Source organism: Caballeronia sp. LZ065 (genome assembly GCF_031450975.1).
Taxonomy (GTDB): domain Bacteria; phylum Pseudomonadota; class Gammaproteobacteria; order Burkholderiales; family Burkholderiaceae; genus Caballeronia.
Genome location: NZ_JARUXV010000001.1, coordinates 2,171,666 through 2,189,954, shown reverse-complemented (window position 1 = coordinate 2,189,954; position 18,289 = coordinate 2,171,666). Strand labels below are relative to the sequence as shown.

Below are 18,289 nucleotides of genomic sequence, written 5' to 3'. Positions count from 1 at the left end.
TATCGATTGCTCCAGCGCGCACGGTGTCATCCGGTTCGAATCATTCCGAGCGCGATCGCGGGTTCCAGGGGAGAGGTCATGAAAGCCATCGAAATCACCGAGTTTGGCGCGCCCGAAGTCTTGAAACTGGGCGAGCGCCCGCAGCCCGCGCCCGGCAAGAATGAAGTGCTCATCAAGGTGTCGGCGTCGGGCGTGAACCGTCCGGACGTCCTGCAGCGCAAGGGCGCGTATGCGCCGCCGCCGGGCGCGTCGGACCTGCCGGGGCTGGAAGTGGCGGGTGAGATCGTCGATGGCGATTTCAATCCGAAGCACAATCCGTTCGGTCTGAAGAAGGGCGATCGCGTGTGCGCGCTGCTTGCGGGCGGCGGTTATGCCGAATACGCGGTCGCGCCGCTCGAACAATGTCTGCCGGTGCCGGCGGGCTTGTCCGACATCGAGGCCGCATCGCTGCCGGAAACCTTCTTCACCGTGTGGAGCAACGTTTTCGAGCGTGCGCATCTTGGCGCGGGCGAGAACGGCGAGGAAGAGACGCTGCTGGTGCAGGGCGGGTCGAGCGGGATCGGCGTGACGGCGATCCAGATCGCGAAGGCGCTCGGCTTTCGCGTGTTCGCGACGGCCGGCACCGACGAAAAATGCCGCGCGTGCGAAGCACTCGGCGCGGAGCGGGCGATCAACTACAAGACGGAGGATTTCGTCGAAGTAGTGAAGTCGCTGACCAACGACCGCGGCGTCGATGTGATTCTCGACATGGTCGCCGGCGACTATCTGCCGCGCGAACTCAAGGCGCTCGCCGATGGCGGTCGTGTCTGCGTGATCGCGCTGCTTGGCGGCTCGAAGGCCGAGATCAATCTGAACGATATCCTGCGGCGCCGCCTGGTCATCACGGGTTCGACGCTGCGGCCGCGTCCGGTCGCGTTCAAGGCGAAGCTCGCGGCGAAGCTGAAAGAGCGCGTGTGGCCCGAGATCGAGGCGGGGCGTATCAAGCCGGTCATCCATCAGGTGTTTCCGGCCGCCGAAGCCGCGGCCGCGCACACGCTGATGGAAAGCAGCACGCATGTCGGCAAGATCATGCTCGACTGGCGCGATGCGTCGTGACGTGCTGTGACGTGCCGATGTTGCAAGGCACTTTTGCCGGTTTGACCGGTTTCGTCGGATCACAGTAAAATCGCCTGTTTTGCAGGCAGTTTGCGATTCGTAACGGTTTCATTCCAATAACAGGGCGGCTGTTCCGGTGCACCGGTCAAGCGCATCCGGCAAGCCGCCGCCGATCGACGAGACTTATGTCCAGACAACGAGCGAAACTGGTGGTAGGCAACTGGAAGATGCATGGTCGCATCGACGAGAACGCGGCCCTGCTGACCGAAGTAGCTGCCGGAGCATCGGCTTTGCAGAAGGACGTGCGCGTGGGCGTGTGCGTGCCGTGCCCTTATCTCGCGCAATCGCAGGCGTTGCTGAGCGGCTCGGTGGTGAAGTGGGGCGTGCAGGACGTGTCCGCGCATGCCGGCGGCGCCTACACCGGCGAAGTTGCGGCAGAAATGGCGGTGGATTTCGGCGTCACGTATGCGATCGTGGGTCATTCGGAGCGTCGCGCGTATCATCGCGAAAGCCCGGAACTCGTTGGCGCAAAAACGCAGCGCGCCCTCGAATCGGGTCTCACGCCCATCGTATGTGTCGGTGAAACGCTGGAAGAGCGCGAGTCGGGCGCGACCGAACAGGTCATCGGCACGCAGCTGGACGCCGTGCTGATACTGCTGAGCGAAGAGCAGGCAGCGGGCATCGTGGTCGCGTATGAACCGGTCTGGGCCATCGGCACGGGCAAAACTGCGCAGCCGGAGCAGGCGCAGGCGGTTCACGCGTTCCTGCGCCGCAAGCTGCAGGAGAAGGGCGCGGCAGTGGCCAACGCGTTGCTGCTGTACGGCGGCAGCGTCAAGCCGGACAATGCGCGGGAATTGTTTGCACAAGGCGACATCGATGGCGGCCTGATTGGCGGCGCGTCGTTGAAGTCGAAGGATTTTCTGCCGATCTGCCAAGCTGCGCAAACCGCCTTCCAATAAGGTGCCGGCAAGCGTGCGGGGCAGATCAGGGAAGTCAATTGCGACACGCAAGTGTCATTGAAACATCAGGAATCAGGTGAGTTGAAATGCTGTATTTGAAGACATTGATTATCGTCGTCCAGTTGTTGTCGGCGCTGGGCGTTATCGGACTCGTGCTGTTGCAGCACGGCAAGGGCGCCGACATGGGCGCGGCATTCGGCAGCGGTTCGTCGGGCAGCCTGTTCGGCGCGACCGGATCAGCGAATTTTCTTTCGCGTACCACGGCCGTTCTCGCCGCCGTGTTCTTCGTCACGACGCTGGCGCTGACCTATCTCGGCAGCTACAAGCCGCAGGCATCGGCGGGCATTCTGGGTGACGCGCCGGTGGCCGCTTCGGGTGCGATTCCGGGCTCGGGCGCCGCTCCCGCGACGGCTGCTTCGGGTGCTGCGCCGGCTGCTGCATCGTCCGCGCCAGGCAACGACGTTCCCAAATAATCGGCTCGAACGCCAAAACAAATTTCTCGCGAAATCTGCATTTTGTGCGTTGAACAATTCAGAAGGGCCAGTTATAATTTGATTCTTGAAGCGATTCGCGGCAATTAAGAAGTAGTTTTCCCGGATTGCAATACAGTGCCGACGTGGTGAAATTGGTAGACACGCTATCTTGAGGGGGTAGTGGCGAAAGCTGTGCGAGTTCGAGTCTCGCCGTCGGCACCAAAGTTATCCAATGCCAGCCGCATGCATCGCTTCGGCTGGCATTGTCACTTCTGGAGTACCCTTACGGTTTTGATGCGGTGGTGCTCGTCATACGGCGATTGTCACAGTGTGCTGATAACGTGAGCGGTCCCAAGTGAATCCCCTGTCGGGTGGTCCGTCCCGGCTGAGGCGCTCAATCAATAACAGACCATCTCTACCGAACAGAGGATAGCCTTGAACCTCGCACCCTATTACCCCGTCTTCTTGTTTCTTGTGGTGGGCCTTGGTTTAGGTATAGCGCTGGTCAGCATTGGCAAGATCCTAGGTCCCAACAGGCCCGACACCGAAAAAAACGCACCTTACGAGTGCGGCTTCGAAGCCTTCGAAGACGCGCGGATGAAGTTCGATGTGCGTTACTATCTCGTCGCAATTCTTTTCATCATTTTCGACCTTGAGACTGCGTTCCTGTTTCCGTGGGGCGTGTCCCTGCGCGAGATCGGCTGGCCCGGCTTCATCGCGATGATGATTTTCCTGCTCGAATTTTTGCTCGGTTTCGCCTACATCTGGAGAAAGGGCGGGCTCGACTGGGAATGACGGTTAGATCACCGGATTCATGGGCGGCTTTGGCTGGCAGCTCATCTGGAGTGGACAAGAAATGAGTATCGAAGGGGTCTTGAAGGAAGGCTTTGTCACCACCACGGCTGACAAGCTGATCAACTGGACGCGCACCGGCTCGCTGTGGCCGATGACGTTCGGCCTCGCCTGCTGCGCGGTCGAGATGATGCACGCGGGCGCGGCCCGCTATGACCTGGACCGCTTCGGCGTCGTGTTCCGCCCGAGTCCGCGTCAGTCCGACGTCATGATCGTCGCCGGCACGCTGTGCAACAAGATGGCGCCCGCGCTGCGCAAGGTCTACGACCAGATGGCCGAGCCGCGCTGGGTCATTTCCATGGGCTCGTGCGCGAACGGCGGCGGCTACTACCACTATTCGTATTCCGTCGTGCGCGGTTGCGACCGGATCGTGCCGGTGGATGTCTACGTCCCCGGCTGCCCTCCGACCGCCGAAGCGCTGGTCTACGGCGTGATCCAGTTGCAGGCGAAGATTCGCCGCACCAACACCATCGCCCGTAGTTAAGGGCCTGAGTCTCCCCAACTATGGCAAGCAAACTCGAGACCCTCAAAGCGAACCTCGAGACGGCATTTGGCGGCCGTCTGCAGAGCATTACGGAGTCGCTCGGGCAAGTGACGATCGTCGTCAAGGCGTCGAACTACCTGGAAGTCTGCAAGCAGCTGCGCGATGATCCGTCGCTGCGCTTCGAGCAGCTCATGGACGTCTCCGGCGTGGACTATTCCACCTACGGCGACGGCGCCTACGACGGCCCGCGTTTCGCCGCCGTCAGCCATCTTCTGTCCATCTCGAACAACTGGCGTGTGCGCGTGCGCGTATTCGCGCCGGACGACGAAGTGCCTATCGTGCCTTCGGTGGTCGACATCTGGACCTCGTCGAACTGGTACGAGCGCGAAGCATTCGACCTCTACGGCATCGTGTTCGAGGGCCACCCCGACCTGCGCCGCATCCTGACGGACTATGGCTTCATCGGCCATCCGTTCCGCAAGGACTTCCCGGTGTCCGGCTACGTGGAAATGCGCTACGACCCGGAAGAGAAGCGCGTGGTGTATCAGCCTGTGACGATCGAACCGCGCGAAATCACGCCGCGCGTGATTCGCGAAGATCGCTATGGCGGTCTGAAACATTAAGAGAACGCCATGGCAGAGATCAAGAACTACACGCTGAATTTCGGTCCGCAGCACCCGGCAGCGCACGGCGTGCTGCGCCTCGTGCTCGAACTCGACGGCGAAGTGATCCAGCGCGCGGACCCGCACATCGGTCTGCTGCATCGCGCGACCGAGAAGCTCGCCGAAACCAAGACCTTCCTCCAGTCCGTGCCGTACATGGACCGTCTCGACTACGTGTCGATGATGGTCAACGAGCACGGCTATGTGATGGCGATCGAGAAGCTGCTGGGCATCGACGTGCCGATTCGCGCGAAGTACATCCGCGTGCTGTTCGACGAAATCACGCGCGTGCTGAACCACCTGATGTGGATCGGCTCGCACGCGCTCGACGTCGGCGCGATGGCGGTGTTCCTGTACGCGTTCCGCGAGCGCGAAGACCTGATGGACGTCTACGAGGCAGTGTCCGGCGCGCGCATGCACGCAGCGTACTATCGCCCGGGCGGCGTCTATCGCGACCTGCCGGATGCGATGCCGCAATACAAGGCATCGAAGATCCGCAACGCGAAGGCGCTCGACCGGATGAACGAGACGCGTCAGGGTTCGCTGCTCGACTTCATCGAAGACTTCTTCAACCGTTTCCCGGGTTGTGTCGACGAGTACGAAACGCTCCTCACCGACAACCGCATCTGGAAGCAGCGTCTCGTGGGGATCGGCGTGGTGAGCCCGGAGCGTGCGTTGCAGATGGGCCTGTCCGGCGCGATGCTGCGCGGCTCGGGCATCGAGTGGGATCTGCGCAAGAAGCAGCCGTACGAAGTGTATGACCAGCTGGACTTCGACATTCCCGTCGGCGTGAACGGCGATTGCTACGACCGTTATCTGGTGCGCGTGGAAGAAATGCGCCAGTCGGTCCGTATCGCCAAACAGTGCATTGCGTGGCTTCGCAAGAATCCCGGCCCTGTGATGGTCGATAATCACAAGGTTGCGCCGCCGTCGCGCGTCGGCATGAAGAGCAACATGGAAGAGCTGATTCACCACTTCAAGCTCTTCACCGAAGGTTTTCACGTGCCGGAAGGCGAAACATACGCGGCCGTGGAGCATCCGAAGGGCGAGTTCGGCATCTATCTGATCTCGGACGGCGCCAACAAGCCGTATCGCCTCAAGATTCGCGCGCCGGGTTATGCGCATCTCGCAGCGCTCGACGAAATGGCGCGTGGCCACATGATCGCCGACGCCGTGACGATCATCGGTACGCAGGACATCGTGTTCGGCGAGATCGATCGCTGATCTCCCTTGCCGCGTGAGCGGCGTGCTCATCGAGCCGCCGCGCATGAAAACGCGAGTGCAATAACAGGAATCCGCGGGAACGCCAGGTCTGCCGCAAGTGAAGAGCGCGGCGGGTTTTCGTTCGGTAGGAATTGAAAGAGTCGTGTCTGAAAATGATCTCAGCTGAAGGCCTGAAAGAAATCGATCGCGCAGTCGCGAAATATCCCGCCGAGCAAAAGCAGTCGGCGGTGATGGCGGCGCTTGCGGTCGCCCAGGAAGAGCAGGGTTGGCTCTCGCCCGAACTCATGCAGTTCGTGGCGGACTACCTGAGCATGCCGCCGGTCGCCGTGCAGGAAGTCGCGACGTTCTACACGATGTACGAGCTGAAGCCGGTCGGCAAGCACAAGGTCACGCTCTGCACGAACCTGCCTTGCCAGCTCGGACCGGACGGCGGTTCGGACAGCGCGGCCGAGTATCTGAAGCAGAAGCTGGGAATCGATTTCGGCGAAACCACCGCCGACGGCAAGTTCACGTTGAAGGAAGGCGAGTGCTTCGGCGCGTGCGGCGACGCACCCGTGATGCTCGTGAACAACCATCGCATGTGCAGCTTCATGAGCCGCGAGAAGATCGACCAGTTGCTCGAGGAACTTTCGAAATGACGTCACTCCACGATCGGCACATCAAGCCGCTGATCCTCGCCGGCCTCAATGGCGAGAACTGGCATCTCGAAGACTACGTCGCGCGCGGCGGCTACAAGCAGCTGCGCCGCATCCTGGAAGAGAAGATTCCGGCCGAGCAGGTGATCGCCGACGTCAAGGCGTCGGGCTTGCGCGGCCGCGGCGGCGCGGGCTTCCCGACCGGCCTGAAGTGGAGCTTCATGCCGCGTCAGTTCCCGGGGCAGAAATATCTCGTCTGCAACTCGGACGAAGGCGAACCGGGCACGTTCAAGGACCGCGACATCCTGCGCTGGAACCCGCATGCGCTGATCGAAGGCATGGCCATCGGCGCGTACGCGATGGGTATCACGGTCGGCTACAACTACATTCACGGCGAGATCTTCGAGGTCTACCGCGTGTTCGAGGCGGCGCTTGAAGAAGCGCGCCAGGCCGGTTACCTCGGCGCGAACATCCTGGGCTCGGGCTTCTCGTTCGAACTGTATGCGCATCATGGCTATGGCGCGTACATCTGCGGCGAGGAAACCGCGCTGCTCGAATCGCTGGAAGGCAAGAAGGGCCAGCCGCGCTTCAAGCCGCCGTTCCCGGCGAGCTTCGGCGTGTATGGCAAGCCGACCACGATCAACAACACCGAGACCTTTGCGGCCGTGCCTTTCCTGCTGGAAATTGGTCCGCAGAATTATCTCGAAATCGGCAAGCCGAACAACGGCGGCACGAAGATCTTCTCCGTCTCGGGCGACGTGAACCGTCCGGGCAACTACGAGATTCCGCTCGGCACGCCGTTCTCGACGCTGATGGAACTGGCCGGCGGCGTGCGCGGCGAGAAGATCAAGGCGGTGATTCCGGGCGGATCGTCGGCGCCGGTGGTGCCGGGCGACATGATGCTCGCCACCGACATGGACTACGATTCCATCGCCAAGGCCGGCTCCATGCTGGGTTCGGGCGCGGTGATCGTGATGAACGAAACGCGCTGCATGGTGCGCTCGCTGCTGCGCCTGTCGTACTTCTACTATGAAGAGTCGTGCGGCCAGTGCACGCCGTGCCGCGAAGGCACCGGCTGGCTGTATCGCGTGGTGCATCGCATCGAGCATGGCCTCGGCCGCAAGGAAGATCTGGATCTGCTGAACTCGGTCGCCGAGAACATCATGGGCCGCACCATCTGCGCGCTGGGCGACGCAGCGGCGATGCCCGTGCGCGGCATGCTCAAGCACTTCTGGGACGAATTCGAATATCACGTCGAGCACAAGCACTGTGTTGTCGGCGGACATGCGCACGCGCCGTCCGAAGCGCTGACCGCGTAATCAGGCGCGCAGTCAGATGCGCGAGACAAGAGGTTGAGGACCATTCCCCATCATGGTTGAACTAGAAATTGACGGCAAGACGGTCGAGGTGCCCGAAGGCAGCATGGTGATCCAGGCTGCGCACAAGGTCGACACGTACATTCCTCACTTCTGCTATCACAAGAAGCTCTCGATCGCGGCGAACTGCCGGATGTGCCTCGTCGAAGTCGAGAAGATGCCGAAGGCCGTTCCCGCCTGTGCCACGCCGGTGTCGGCGGGCATGATCGTGCGCACGACTTCCGACAAGGCCGTGAAGGCCCAGCAGTCGGTGATGGAATTCCTGCTGATCAACCACCCGCTCGACTGCCCGATCTGCGATCAGGGCGGCGAATGCCAGCTGCAGGATCTGGCCGTCGGTTACGGCAAGTCGCAGTCGCGCTACAGCGAAGAAAAGCGCGTGGTGTTCCACAAGAATGTCGGTCCGCTCATCTCGATGGAAGAGATGTCGCGCTGCATCCATTGCACGCGCTGCGTGCGCTTCGGCCAGGAAGTGGCCGGCGTGATGGAGCTCGGCATGCTGGGCCGCGGCGAGCATTCGGAAATCACGTCCTTCGTCGGCAAGACGGTGGACTCGGAACTGTCGGGCAACATGATCGACCTGTGCCCGGTCGGCGCGCTCACGAGCAAGCCGTTCCGCTACAGCGCACGGACGTGGGAACTGTCGCGCCGCAAGTCGGTGAGCCCGCATGATTCCGTCGGCGCGAACCTCGTGGTGCAGGTGAAGAACAACCGCGTGATGCGCGTTCTGCCGATGGAAAACGAAGCCATCAACGAATGCTGGATCTCGGACAAGGACCGTTTCTCGTACGAAGGCCTGAACAGCGACGAGCGTCTCACCACGCCGATGCTCAAGCAAGGCGGCAACTGGATCGAAACTGACTGGCAGACCGCGCTCGAATACGTGGCGAAGGGCCTGAAGGGCATCCAGGCGGATCATGGCGCGAACGCCATCGCCGCACTGGCCACGCCGCACAGCACGGTCGAGGAACTGCATCTGCTGAAGGCGCTGGCTGAAGGCGTCGGTACGCCGAACGTGGACTTCCGTCTGCGCCAGCACGATTTCTCGGCGCCGGTCGGCGTCGGCGCACCGTGGCTCGGCGCGAAGATCGCCGATCTGTCGTTGATCGACACGGCCTTCGTGATCGGCTCGTTCCTGCGCCGTGATCATCCGCTGTTCGCCGCACGTCTGCGTCAGGCCGCGAAGAGCGGCGCGAAGATCACCTTCCTCAACGCCAGCAACGACGACTCGCTGATTCCGACCGCGCATCGCCTGGTCGCGGCGCCGTCGGCGTGGCTCGATCAACTCGCGGGCATCGCGGCAGCCGTGGCGGAAGCGCGCGGCGTCGCGCTGCCGGACGCATTCGCGGGCCGCGAAGTATCGGCGGCGGCCAAGGACGTGGCAGCTTCACTGTCGGCGGGCGAGAAGCGCGTCGTGCTGCTTGGCAACGTCGCGGTCCAGCATCCGGATTTCGCGCAGATTCAGGCGGCGGCCCAGTGGATCGCCGACAACACCGGCGCGACGCTCGGCTTCCTTACGGAAGGCGCGAACTCGGTGGGCGCGTATCTCGTCGATGCCGTGCCGGGCGAGGGCGGTCTCAACGCCCGCGAAGTGTTCGAACAGCCGCGCAAGGGCTACGTGCTGCTGCACGCCGAGCCGGAATTCGACACGGCCAATCCGGCGCAGGCCATTGCCGTGCTGAAGGCTGCGGAAATGGTCGTCGTGATGTCGCCGTTCAAGCACGGCATGGACTACGCGGACGTGCTGCTGCCGGTCGCGCCGCACACCGAAACCTCGGGCACTTTCGTCAATGCGGAAGGCACGGCTCAGTCGTTCAACGGCGTCGTGCGCGCGCTGGGCGACACGCGTCCGGGCTGGAAGGTATTGCGCGTGCTGGGCACGATCCTCGGCCTGCCGGGCTTCGAATTCGATACGGCGGAAGAAGTGCGCGTCGCGGCCCTCGGTACGGGCGACCTGACTGCGCGTCTGTCGAACAAGACTTCGGTGGCGGCAACGCGTGCTGCATCGAAGGTCGCGTTGAACGGCAGCGGCCTGCAGCGTCTCGCCGATGTGCCGATCTATCATGCCGATGCGCTCGTGCGCCGCGCGCCGTCGCTGCATCTGACGGTGGCCGCGCGTGACGCGAACGTCGCCGGCCTGCCGACCGCGCTGTTCGACAAGCTCGGCCTGAAGGATGGCGAAGCGGTGCGCATCAAGCAGGGCGACCGGTCGGTGACGCTGCCGGCGGTCCGCGATGCAAACCTGGCGGAATCGGTGGTCCGCGTGTCGGCGGGCACGACGGCTGGCGCCGCGCTCGGCGGCCTGTTCGGTGAACTGGTAGTGGAGAAGGCGTAAATGGGCTTGTTCGATACGATCAACGCAGGCGGCACGCAGCTTCTCGGCGTCGCATGGCCGACGGTGTGGGCGGTGGTCCGCATCCTGGTGGTTTCGGTGGTCATCCTGTTGTGCGTCGCGTACCTGATTCTCTGGGAACGCAAGCTCATCGGCTGGATGCACGTGCGTATCGGTCCGAACCGTGTCGGTCCCGCCGGTCTGCTGCAGCCGATCGCGGACGTGCTGAAGCTTCTGCTCAAGGAAGTGATTCAGCCGACCGCCGCCAGCAAATGGATCTACATGATCGCGCCGATCATGACCGTGGTGCCCGCGTTCGCGGTATGGGCGGTGATCCCGTTCCAGGCGAAGGCGGTGCTGGGCGACATCAACGCGGGTCTGCTGTACGTGATGGCGATCTCGTCGATCGGCGTGTACGGGGTGATCCTGGCGGGCTGGGCGTCGAACTCCAAGTACGCGTTCCTCGGCGCGATGCGCGCGGCGGCGCAGATGGTGTCCTACGAAATCTCGATGGGCTTCGCGCTGGTCGTGGTGCTGATGGTCGCCGGCACGCTGAACATGTCGGAGATCGTGCATTCGCAGCAGCGCGGCATGTTCGCGGGCTGGGGGGTCAACTTCCTGTCGTGGAACTGGCTGCCGCTCCTGCCGATGTTCGTCGTGTACTTCATCTCGGGCATTGCTGAAACGAACCGTCACCCGTTCGACGTGGTGGAAGGCGAATCGGAAATCGTCGCGGGCCACATGATCGATTACTCCGGCATGGCGTTCGCGCTGTTCTTCCTGGCCGAGTACATCAACATGATCGTGATCTCGGCCATCGCGACGACGCTGTTCCTCGGCGGCTGGGATGCGCCGTTCGGCTTCCTGACTTTCATTCCGGGCGTATTCTGGTTCGCCTTCAAGGTGTTCCTGCTGCTGTCGGTATTCATCTGGGCGCGCGCGACGTTTCCGCGTTACCGCTACGACCAGATCATGCGTCTGGGCTGGAAGGTGTTCCTGCCGGTGTCGGTGATCTGGGTGGTCGTGGTCGGTTTCTGGATCATGTCGCCGCTCAACATCTGGAAGTAGTCGGACGAAGCCAGGACAAGAGCGCAGGACAAGAGCGGACGAAATCATCATGAACGCAATTCAGAACTTCTTCAAAACCTTCTTCCTGACCGAGCTGCTGAAGGGTCTGGCGCTGACGGGCCGTTACACGTTCCAGCGCAAGATCACGGTGCAGTTCCCGGAAGAGAAGACCCCGATCTCGCCGCGTTTCCGCGGCCTGCACGCACTGCGCCGTTATGAAAATGGCGAAGAGCGCTGCATCGCCTGCAAGCTGTGCGAAGCAGTCTGCCCGGCCATGGCGATCACGATCGAATCGGAAACGCGCGCGGACAACACGCGCCGCACGACGCGCTACGACATCGACCTGACCAAGTGCATCTTCTGCGGTTTCTGCGAAGAGAGCTGCCCGGTCGATTCGATCGTCGAGACGCACATCCTCGAATATCACGGCGAGAAGCGCGGCGACCTGTACTTCACGAAGGACATGCTGCTTGCAGTCGGCGACCGTTACGAAAACGAGATTGCCGCGTCGAAGGCGGCGGACGCGCCGTATCGTTGATTGATTTGTTGCAAACGCAGTTGCTCGCAGTTGCTGTTCGGGCACATGCGGCAAGCGCGGGGCGGACCGTCCCGGCGCCGACACACCATGCCTGATGATGGCCTAACGATGAACCGGTAATCATGGAATTCACAACCGTACTGTTCTATATCTTCGCGCTGCTGCTGGTGGCATCCGCGCTGAAGGTGATCACCTCGCGCAACCCGGTGTCGTCCGCGCTGTTTCTCGTGCTCGCGTTCTTCAACGCGGCCGCGATCTGGATGCTGCTGCAGGCAGAATTCCTGGCGATCCTGCTGGTGCTCGTGTATGTGGGCGCGGTGATGGTGCTGTTCCTGTTCGTGGTCATGATGCTCGACATCAACATCGATGTCCTGCGCCGCGACTTCAAGCGCTTCGTGCCGCTCGCGAGCATCGTCGGCGCGATCATCGTGGTGGAAACCGCGCTGATCCTGTGGCACGGCTTCGGCGCGACCACCACGCCGCTGCGCGACGCCTCCGCCGGCGCGGGCGTGTCGGGTGCCGCCGTGATGTCGAACACCCAGCTGATCGGCAAGGTCATCTACACCGACTACATCTTCGCGTTCGAAGTGGCGGGCCTCGTGCTGCTGGTCGCGATCATCGCGGCCATCTCGCTGACGATCCGAGACAAGAAGGACAAGAAGTCGCAAAACGTCAGCCAGCAGGTCAAGGTGCGCGCGCAGGATCGCGTGCGCATCGTGAAGATGAAGTCCGAAACGGAGGCGCCCGATGCCGCCACGGAACCCGCGGTGACCGGCAACATCGGCGCGGGCGCGGTCGACAACAAGGGCTGAGCGGAAGGAGATAACCAGAAAATGTTGAGTCTTGCCCATTACCTCGTGCTCGGTGCGATCCTGTTTGCGATCAGCATCGTCGGCATCTTCCTGAACCGCCGCAACGTCATCATCATCCTGATGGCGATCGAACTGATGCTGCTCGCGGTGAACACTAATTTCGTCGCGTTCTCGCACTATCTCGGCGACGTGCACGGCCAGATCTTCGTGTTCTTCGTGCTGACCGTCGCCGCCGCCGAAGCTGCAATCGGCCTGGCGATTCTCGTGACCCTGTTCCGTAGCCTCGACACGATCAACGTCGAGGACCTCGATCAGCTCAAAGGTTAATTTCAGGCAAGGCTGTTATGTCCACGACACTCAATGAAAACCTCCTGCTCGCGGTTCCGCTGGCGCCGCTTGCCGGCTCGCTGATCGCAGGGCTGTTCGGGAAGGCGGTGGGGCGCAAGGGCGCGCACAGCGTGACCATTCTCGGCGTCTTCATTTCCCTCGTTTTGTCGGTGCTCGTCTTCAACGACGTGATGCACGGCGCGAGCTTCAACGCCACCATCTACGAATGGATGAACGTCGGCCCGTTGAAGATGGAAGTCGGCTTCCTGGTCGATTCGCTGACGGCCATGATGATGGTCATCGTGACCTTCGTCTCGCTGATGGTGCACATCTACACGATCGGCTACATGGCGGATGAGGAAGTGGGCTACGAGCGCTTCTTCTCGTACATCTCGCTGTTCACGTTCTCGATGCTGATGCTCGTCATGAGCAACAACTTCCTTCAGCTGTTCTTCGGCTGGGAAGCGGTGGGTCTGGTGTCGTACCTGCTGATCGGCTTCTACTTCACGCGTGAGAGCGCGATCTACGCCAACATGAAGGCGTTCATCGTGAACCGCGTAGGCGACTTCGGCTTCCTGCTGGGCATCGGCCTGCTGCTCGCGTTCTCGGGCTCGCTCAACTACGGCGACGTCTTCGCGCAAAGCGACAAGCTCGCCACGATGGCCTTCCCGGGTACGCACTGGGGCCTGCTGACGGTCGCCTGCATCTGCCTGTTCATCGGCGCGATGGGCAAGTCGGCGCAGTTCCCGCTGCACGTGTGGCTGCCGGACTCCATGGAAGGCCCGACGCCGATCTCCGCGCTGATTCACGCGGCAACCATGGTGACGGCCGGTATCTTCATGGTGACGCGCATGTCGCCGCTGTTCGAGCATTCGGACGCCGCGCTCTCGTTCGTCACGGTCATCGGCGCGATCACCGCGCTGTTCATGGGCTTCCTCGGCGTCGTGCAGAACGACATCAAGCGCGTGGTCGCGTATTCCACGCTGTCGCAACTGGGCTACATGACGGTCGCGCTGGGCGTGTCCGCTTATCCGGTCGCCGTGTTCCACCTCGGCACGCACGCGTTCTTCAAGGCGCTGCTGTTCCTCGGCGCGGGTTCGGTCATCATCGGCATGCACCACGACCAGGACATGCGCAACATGGGCGGCCTGGCCAAGTACATGCCGGTCACGTGGATCACGTCGCTGATCGGGTCGCTGGCGCTGATCGGCACGCCGTTCTTCTCGGGCTTCTACTCGAAGGATTCGATCATCGAAGCCGTGAAGTACTCGCATCTGGCCGGCTCGGGCTTCGCGTACTTCGCGGTGGTGGCGAGCGTGTTCGTCACATCGCTGTACTCGTTCCGCATGTATTTCATGGTGTTCCACGGTCCAGAGCGCTTCCGCGGTCCGAAGCATCCCGACTCGCCGATGGGCCAGGCGGAAGCGCATGGCCATGGTCATGACGACCACGGTCACGACGACCACGGCCATGGCCACGGTCCGCACATTCCGCACGAAAGCCCGTGGGTGGTGACGCTGCCGCTCATCCTGCTGGCGATTCCGTCGATCATCATCGGTGCGATCATGATCGGCCCGATGATCTACGGCGACTTCTTCTCGCACGGCGTGGTGTTCGACAAGGTCATCTTCATCGGCGAAAACCATGAAGGCCTGAAGGAAATGGCCGAAGAGTTCCACGGCTGGATGGCGATGGCGATTCACGGCGTCGTGACGCCGGGCCCGGTGTGGCTCGCGGCGCTGGGCGTGATCGTCGCGTGGTTCTTCTACATGAAGCGCCCGGACCTGCCGGCCGTCGTTGCCCGCACGTTCCGTCCGATCTACGTGCTGCTCGACAACAAGTATTACTGCGACAAGATCAACGAGGTCGTGTTCGCGAAGGGCGCGGTGGCTCTGGGCCGCGGCCTGTGGAAAGAAGGCGATGTGGTCGTCATCGACGGCATCGTCAACGGCAGCGCGCGGTTCATGGGCTGGTTCGCCGGCGTGATCCGCTTCCTTCAATCCGGCTACATCTACCACTACGCGTTCGCCATGATTATCGGCATGTTGGGGCTCTTGACCCTGTTTGTGACGCTCGGCGGCAAATAAGGCGAGGGACTCCATGCACTCTTTTCCGATTCTCAGTGTCGCGATCTGGCTGCCGATCATCTTCGGTCTGCTGGTGCTCGCGGTAGGCAATGACCAGAACCCGGCGCCCGCGCGCTGGGTGGCGCTGATTGGCGCGGTGCTCGGGCTGATCGTCACGATCCCGCTCATCACCGGCTTCGACAACTCCACCGCCGCGCTCCAGTTCGTCGAGCAGGCGAACTGGATCGAACGCTTCAACATCACGTATCACCTCGGTGTCGACGGCATCTCGATGTGGTTTGTCGTCTTGACGGCGCTCATCACGGTGATCGTCGTGATCGCCGGCTGGGAAGTGATCACCGAGCGCGTGTCGCAGTACATGGCCGCGTTCCTGATTCTCTCGGGCATCATGATCGGCGTGTTCTCCACGGCGGACGGCCTGCTGTTCTACGTGTTCTTCGAAGCCACGCTGATTCCGATGTACATCATCATCGGCGTGTGGGGCGGACCGAACCGCGTCTATGCGGCGTTCAAGTTCTTCCTGTACACGCTGGCCGGTTCGCTGCTGATGCTGATCGCGCTGCTGTATCTCTACACGAAGACCGGCACGTTCGACCTCGCCACGTGGCATGCGGTGAAGCTCGACATGACACCACAGGTGTTGTTGTTCATCGCATTCTTCCTGGCCTTCGCGGTCAAGGTGCCGATGTTCCCGGTCCACACCTGGCTGCCGGATGCGCACGTGGAAGCGCCGACGGGCGGCTCGGTCGTGCTGGCGGCGATCATGCTGAAGCTGGGCGCCTACGGGTTCCTGCGCTTCTCGCTGCCGATCGCGCCGGATGCCAGCCACTTCCTCGCGCCGGTGGTGATCACGCTGTCGCTGATCGCGGTGATCTACATCGGCCTGGTCGCGATGGTGCAGGCCGACATGAAGAAGCTGGTCGCGTATTCGTCGATCGCGCACATGGGCTTCGTCACGCTCGGGTTTTTCATGTTCGGTCCGTCGAGCCAACTCGGCGTGGAAGGCGCGATCATCCAGATGATCTCGCACGGCTTCGTGTCGGGCGCGATGTTCCTGTCCATCGGTGTGCTGTATGACCGCGTGCATTCGCGTCAGATCGCGGATTACGGCGGCGTCGTCAACACGATGCCGAAGTTCGCCGCGTTCGTGATGCTGTTCGCGATGGCCAACTGCGGCCTGCCGGGCACCTCGGGTTTCGTCGGCGAGTTCATGGTGATTCTGGCGGCGGTGAAGTACAACTTCTGGATCGCCTTCCTGGCCACCTTCACGCTGATCCTGGGCGCGGCCTACACGCTGTGGATGTACAAGCGCGTGTACTTCGGCGCGGTCGCGAACGACCACGTCGCGAAGCTCAAGGACATCAACAAGCGCGAATTCCTGATGCTGACCGTGCTCGCGGTGTTCACGCTGTACATGGGCCTGCATCCGAAGCCCTTTACCGACGTGATGCACGCGTCGGTGGCAAACCTGCTCTCCCACGTCGCGCAGTCCAAGCTGCCGCTGGCCCAGTAACGGCGTGCGGAGGAACTAAAAGATCATGCAAAACGCCCCTATGAGCATTCTCTGGCCCGACGCGCTCCTGATGGCCGCGGTCGTCGTGGCCTGGCTGAACGATACGATCTTCGGACCGAAGAGCCGCGGCACGACCTATCTGATCGCGCTCGTCTCGACGGTCGTCATCGGCGTGTGGTTCGCCTTCACGGCGCTCGACCCGACGCCGCATTACTTCTTCACGCGCATGTACATCGTCGATCCGTTCGCGAGCGCGATGAAGGCGGTGGTGTGCCTGGGCTACGCGGTATCGATCATCTATTCGAAGAAGTACCTCGAAGACCGCGACCTGTTCCGCGGCGACTTCTTCCTGCTTGGCCTGTTTTCGCTGCTGGGCCAGTGCGTGATGATCTCGGGCAACAATTTCCTGACGCTGTATCTCGGCCTCGAACTGATGTCGCTGTCGCTGTATGCGGTCATCGCGCTGCGCAAGGATGCGCCGCAGTCGAACGAGTCGGCCATGAAGTACTACGTGCTCGGTGCGCTCGCGTCCGGCTTCCTGCTCTACGGCATCTCGATGCTGTACGGCGCGACCGGTTCGCTCGAACTGAACGAAGTGCTGAAGGCGGTGGCCTCCGGCCATATCAACGACGCGGTCCTGCTGTTCGGCGTGATCTTCATCGTGGCGGGCGTGGCCTTCAAGATGGGCGCGGTGCCGTTCCACATGTGGGTACCCGACGTCTACCAGGGCGCGCCGACCGCCATGACCATGCTCACCGGCGGCGGCCCGAAGGTCGCGGCCTTCGCGTGGGGCCTGCGCTTCCTCGTGATGGCGCTGTTGCCGCTCGCCGTGGACTGGCAGGAAATGCTGGTGATCCTCGCGGCGCTGTCGCTGATCGTGGGCAATATCACCGGGATCGTGCAGAAGAATATCAAGCGGATGCTGGCGTACTCGGCGATCTCGAACATGGGCTTCGTGCTGCTCGGCCTGCTGTCGGGCGTCGTCGACGGCAAGCTCACGGGCGCGGCCGGCGCGTACAGCTCGGCGATGTTCTACAGCATCATCTATCTGATCACGACGCTCGGTTCGTTCGGTGTGGTCATGCTGCTGGCGCGTCGCGATTTCGAAGCCGAGATGCTGGACGACTTCAAGGGTCTCAACCAACGCAGCCCGGTGTTCGCGTTCGTCATGATGATCATGATGTTCTCGCTGGCAGGCATTCCGCCGACGGTCGGCTTCTATGCGAAGCTCGCCGTGCTCGAAGCGACGATGAACGCCGGCCTGACCTGGCTTGCCGTGCTGGCCGTGCTGACGTCGCTGGTGGGTGCGTTCTACTACCTGCGCGTCGTGAAGCTGATGTACTTCGATGCGCCGGATGACCACGCGCCGATCGTCGCGGGCGGCCTCAACCGCTCGCTGCTGACGCTGAACGGCCTTGCCGTGCTGGTGCTCGGCCTGGTGCCGGGTCCGCTGATGTCGGCGTGCCTGACGGCCATCTCGCATACGCTGTCGCTGTAATGTCGGCAGCGGGCTGGTTCATCGTGTTGTTGGCGTTCGTGTGCGCCAACCTGCCGTTCCTGAATCAGCGCCTCTTCGCCGCGGTGCCGCTGCCCCTGTCTGCAACGGCGGGGCACGAGGCCGCGAAGAAGAGCGCGTGGATCCGTATCGGCGAGCTTGTGGTTCTCTACTTCGTCGTCGGCGCGCTCGGCTTCATGCTCGAAGCGCGCGCCGGCAACCGCTTCGATCAGGGATGGCAGTTCTACGCCATCACCTTCAGTCTGTTCGTGGTGTTCGCGTTTCCGGGCTTCACGTTCCAGTACTTCATCAAACGCCGCTGACGGCTTCATGCCGTTAGCGGCCTGTTCGCTTCCC

General features: G+C 62.3%; 18 protein-coding genes and 1 tRNA gene. All 19 read left to right on the top strand.

The features are described from left to right. Positions 1–78: 78 nt before the first annotated feature. The 19 genes from QCE63_RS10035 (at position 79) to QCE63_RS09945 (ending at position 18,255) form a co-directional block, all read left to right on the top strand. Complete coding sequence (locus tag QCE63_RS10035) at positions 79–1,095, top strand: NAD(P)H-quinone oxidoreductase (protein ID WP_309832635.1); 1,017 nt, start codon at positions 79–81, stop codon at positions 1,093–1,095. Between the two features lie 185 nt (positions 1,096–1,280). Continuing rightward, complete coding sequence (tpiA, locus tag QCE63_RS10030; protein WP_309832634.1) at positions 1,281–2,054, top strand: triose-phosphate isomerase; 774 nt, start codon at positions 1,281–1,283, stop codon at positions 2,052–2,054. An 86-nt stretch (positions 2,055–2,140) separates the two neighbouring features. Next, positions 2,141–2,527, top strand: coding sequence for a preprotein translocase subunit SecG (gene secG, locus QCE63_RS10025; RefSeq protein ID WP_309832632.1), 387 nt, complete (start codon positions 2,141–2,143; stop codon positions 2,525–2,527). Positions 2,528–2,664: 137 nt separating this feature from the next. Beyond that, a tRNA-Leu gene (locus tag QCE63_RS10020) sits at positions 2,665–2,749 on the top strand. 213 nt (positions 2,750–2,962) lie between these two features. Beyond that, positions 2,963–3,322, top strand: coding sequence for an NADH-quinone oxidoreductase subunit A (locus QCE63_RS10015; protein WP_309832630.1), 360 nt, complete (start codon positions 2,963–2,965; stop codon positions 3,320–3,322). A 61-nt stretch (positions 3,323–3,383) separates the two neighbouring features. Then, the gene (locus QCE63_RS10010) at positions 3,384–3,863 is read left to right on the top strand and encodes an NADH-quinone oxidoreductase subunit B family protein (protein ID WP_076786425.1); all 480 of its coding nucleotides are present in this window, start codon (positions 3,384–3,386) and stop codon (positions 3,861–3,863) included. Positions 3,864–3,883: 20 nt separating this feature from the next. After that, entirely contained in the window at positions 3,884–4,486 is a 603-nt protein-coding gene (locus QCE63_RS10005; RefSeq protein WP_309832629.1) for an NADH-quinone oxidoreductase subunit C, read from the top strand. Between the two features lie 9 nt (positions 4,487–4,495). Continuing rightward, positions 4,496–5,749 carry an NADH-quinone oxidoreductase subunit D gene (locus QCE63_RS10000; RefSeq protein WP_309832627.1) on the top strand — a complete coding sequence of 418 codons (1,254 nt, stop codon included), beginning with the start codon at positions 4,496–4,498 and terminating at the stop codon, positions 5,747–5,749. 152 nt (positions 5,750–5,901) lie between these two features. Beyond that, entirely contained in the window at positions 5,902–6,387 is a 486-nt protein-coding gene (nuoE, locus tag QCE63_RS09995; RefSeq protein ID WP_309832626.1) for an NADH-quinone oxidoreductase subunit NuoE, read from the top strand. Continuing rightward, entirely contained in the window at positions 6,384–7,703 is a 1,320-nt protein-coding gene (gene nuoF / locus QCE63_RS09990) for an NADH-quinone oxidoreductase subunit NuoF (RefSeq protein WP_309832625.1), read from the top strand. Before nuoE ends, nuoF begins: the two co-directional genes overlap by 4 nt. Before the next feature lie 52 nt (positions 7,704–7,755). Continuing rightward, positions 7,756–10,095, top strand: coding sequence for an NADH-quinone oxidoreductase subunit NuoG (nuoG, locus tag QCE63_RS09985; RefSeq protein ID WP_309832624.1), 2,340 nt, complete (start codon positions 7,756–7,758; stop codon positions 10,093–10,095). After that, complete coding sequence (gene nuoH / locus QCE63_RS09980) at positions 10,096–11,160, top strand: NADH-quinone oxidoreductase subunit NuoH (protein ID WP_309832623.1); 1,065 nt, start codon at positions 10,096–10,098, stop codon at positions 11,158–11,160. Positions 11,161–11,209: 49 nt separating this feature from the next. Next, entirely contained in the window at positions 11,210–11,698 is a 489-nt protein-coding gene (gene nuoI / locus QCE63_RS09975) for an NADH-quinone oxidoreductase subunit NuoI (RefSeq protein WP_016345650.1), read from the top strand. Positions 11,699–11,820: 122 nt separating this feature from the next. Continuing rightward, positions 11,821–12,510 (top strand): NADH-quinone oxidoreductase subunit J, encoded by a 690-nt coding sequence (locus tag QCE63_RS09970; protein ID WP_309832621.1) that lies wholly within the window; start codon positions 11,821–11,823, stop codon positions 12,508–12,510. A gap of 21 nt (positions 12,511–12,531) precedes the next feature. Further along, positions 12,532–12,837 (top strand): NADH-quinone oxidoreductase subunit NuoK, encoded by a 306-nt coding sequence (gene nuoK / locus QCE63_RS09965; protein WP_007588140.1) that lies wholly within the window; start codon positions 12,532–12,534, stop codon positions 12,835–12,837. A gap of 17 nt (positions 12,838–12,854) precedes the next feature. Next, a complete protein-coding gene (nuoL, locus tag QCE63_RS09960) occupies positions 12,855–14,924 on the top strand; it encodes an NADH-quinone oxidoreductase subunit L (RefSeq protein WP_309832619.1) in 2,070 nt (689 codons plus the stop codon). A 13-nt stretch (positions 14,925–14,937) separates the two neighbouring features. After that, positions 14,938–16,437, top strand: coding sequence for an NADH-quinone oxidoreductase subunit M (locus QCE63_RS09955; RefSeq protein WP_309832618.1), 1,500 nt, complete (start codon positions 14,938–14,940; stop codon positions 16,435–16,437). Positions 16,438–16,462: 25 nt separating this feature from the next. Further along, positions 16,463–17,935, top strand: coding sequence for an NADH-quinone oxidoreductase subunit NuoN (nuoN, locus tag QCE63_RS09950; protein ID WP_309832617.1), 1,473 nt, complete (start codon positions 16,463–16,465; stop codon positions 17,933–17,935). Beyond that, positions 17,935–18,255, top strand: a complete 321-nt coding sequence (locus QCE63_RS09945; protein WP_309832616.1) for a DUF2818 family protein — start codon at positions 17,935–17,937, stop codon at positions 18,253–18,255. Before nuoN ends, QCE63_RS09945 begins: the two co-directional genes overlap by 1 nt. Positions 18,256–18,289 lie beyond the last annotated feature (34 nt).

Excerpts from the sequence above, each read along its gene's own strand:
- nuoK (WP_007588140.1), top strand. The coding sequence starts at position 12,532 with ATGTTGAGTCTTGCCCATTACCTCGTGCTCGGTGCGATCCTGTTTGCG.
- nuoG (WP_309832624.1), top strand. The coding sequence starts at position 7,756 with ATGGTTGAACTAGAAATTGACGGCAAGACGGTCGAGGTGCCCGAAGGC.
- nuoH (WP_309832623.1), top strand. The coding sequence starts at position 10,096 with ATGGGCTTGTTCGATACGATCAACGCAGGCGGCACGCAGCTTCTCGGC.
- nuoI (WP_016345650.1), top strand. The coding sequence starts at position 11,210 with ATGAACGCAATTCAGAACTTCTTCAAAACCTTCTTCCTGACCGAGCTG.
- QCE63_RS10005 (WP_309832629.1), top strand. The coding sequence starts at position 3,884 with ATGGCAAGCAAACTCGAGACCCTCAAAGCGAACCTCGAGACGGCATTT.
- nuoE (WP_309832626.1), top strand. The coding sequence starts at position 5,902 with ATGATCTCAGCTGAAGGCCTGAAAGAAATCGATCGCGCAGTCGCGAAA.
- QCE63_RS10035 (WP_309832635.1), top strand. The coding sequence starts at position 79 with ATGAAAGCCATCGAAATCACCGAGTTTGGCGCGCCCGAAGTCTTGAAA.
- QCE63_RS10000 (WP_309832627.1), top strand. The coding sequence starts at position 4,496 with ATGGCAGAGATCAAGAACTACACGCTGAATTTCGGTCCGCAGCACCCG.
- nuoL (WP_309832619.1), top strand. The coding sequence starts at position 12,855 with ATGTCCACGACACTCAATGAAAACCTCCTGCTCGCGGTTCCGCTGGCG.
- nuoF (WP_309832625.1), top strand. The coding sequence starts at position 6,384 with ATGACGTCACTCCACGATCGGCACATCAAGCCGCTGATCCTCGCCGGC.
- tpiA (WP_309832634.1), top strand. The coding sequence starts at position 1,281 with ATGTCCAGACAACGAGCGAAACTGGTGGTAGGCAACTGGAAGATGCAT.
- QCE63_RS09955 (WP_309832618.1), top strand. The coding sequence starts at position 14,938 with ATGCACTCTTTTCCGATTCTCAGTGTCGCGATCTGGCTGCCGATCATC.
- secG (WP_309832632.1), top strand. The coding sequence starts at position 2,141 with ATGCTGTATTTGAAGACATTGATTATCGTCGTCCAGTTGTTGTCGGCG.
- QCE63_RS10010 (WP_076786425.1), top strand. The coding sequence starts at position 3,384 with ATGAGTATCGAAGGGGTCTTGAAGGAAGGCTTTGTCACCACCACGGCT.
- QCE63_RS09945 (WP_309832616.1), top strand. The coding sequence starts at position 17,935 with ATGTCGGCAGCGGGCTGGTTCATCGTGTTGTTGGCGTTCGTGTGCGCC.
- QCE63_RS09970 (WP_309832621.1), top strand. The coding sequence starts at position 11,821 with ATGGAATTCACAACCGTACTGTTCTATATCTTCGCGCTGCTGCTGGTG.
- nuoN (WP_309832617.1), top strand. The coding sequence starts at position 16,463 with ATGCAAAACGCCCCTATGAGCATTCTCTGGCCCGACGCGCTCCTGATG.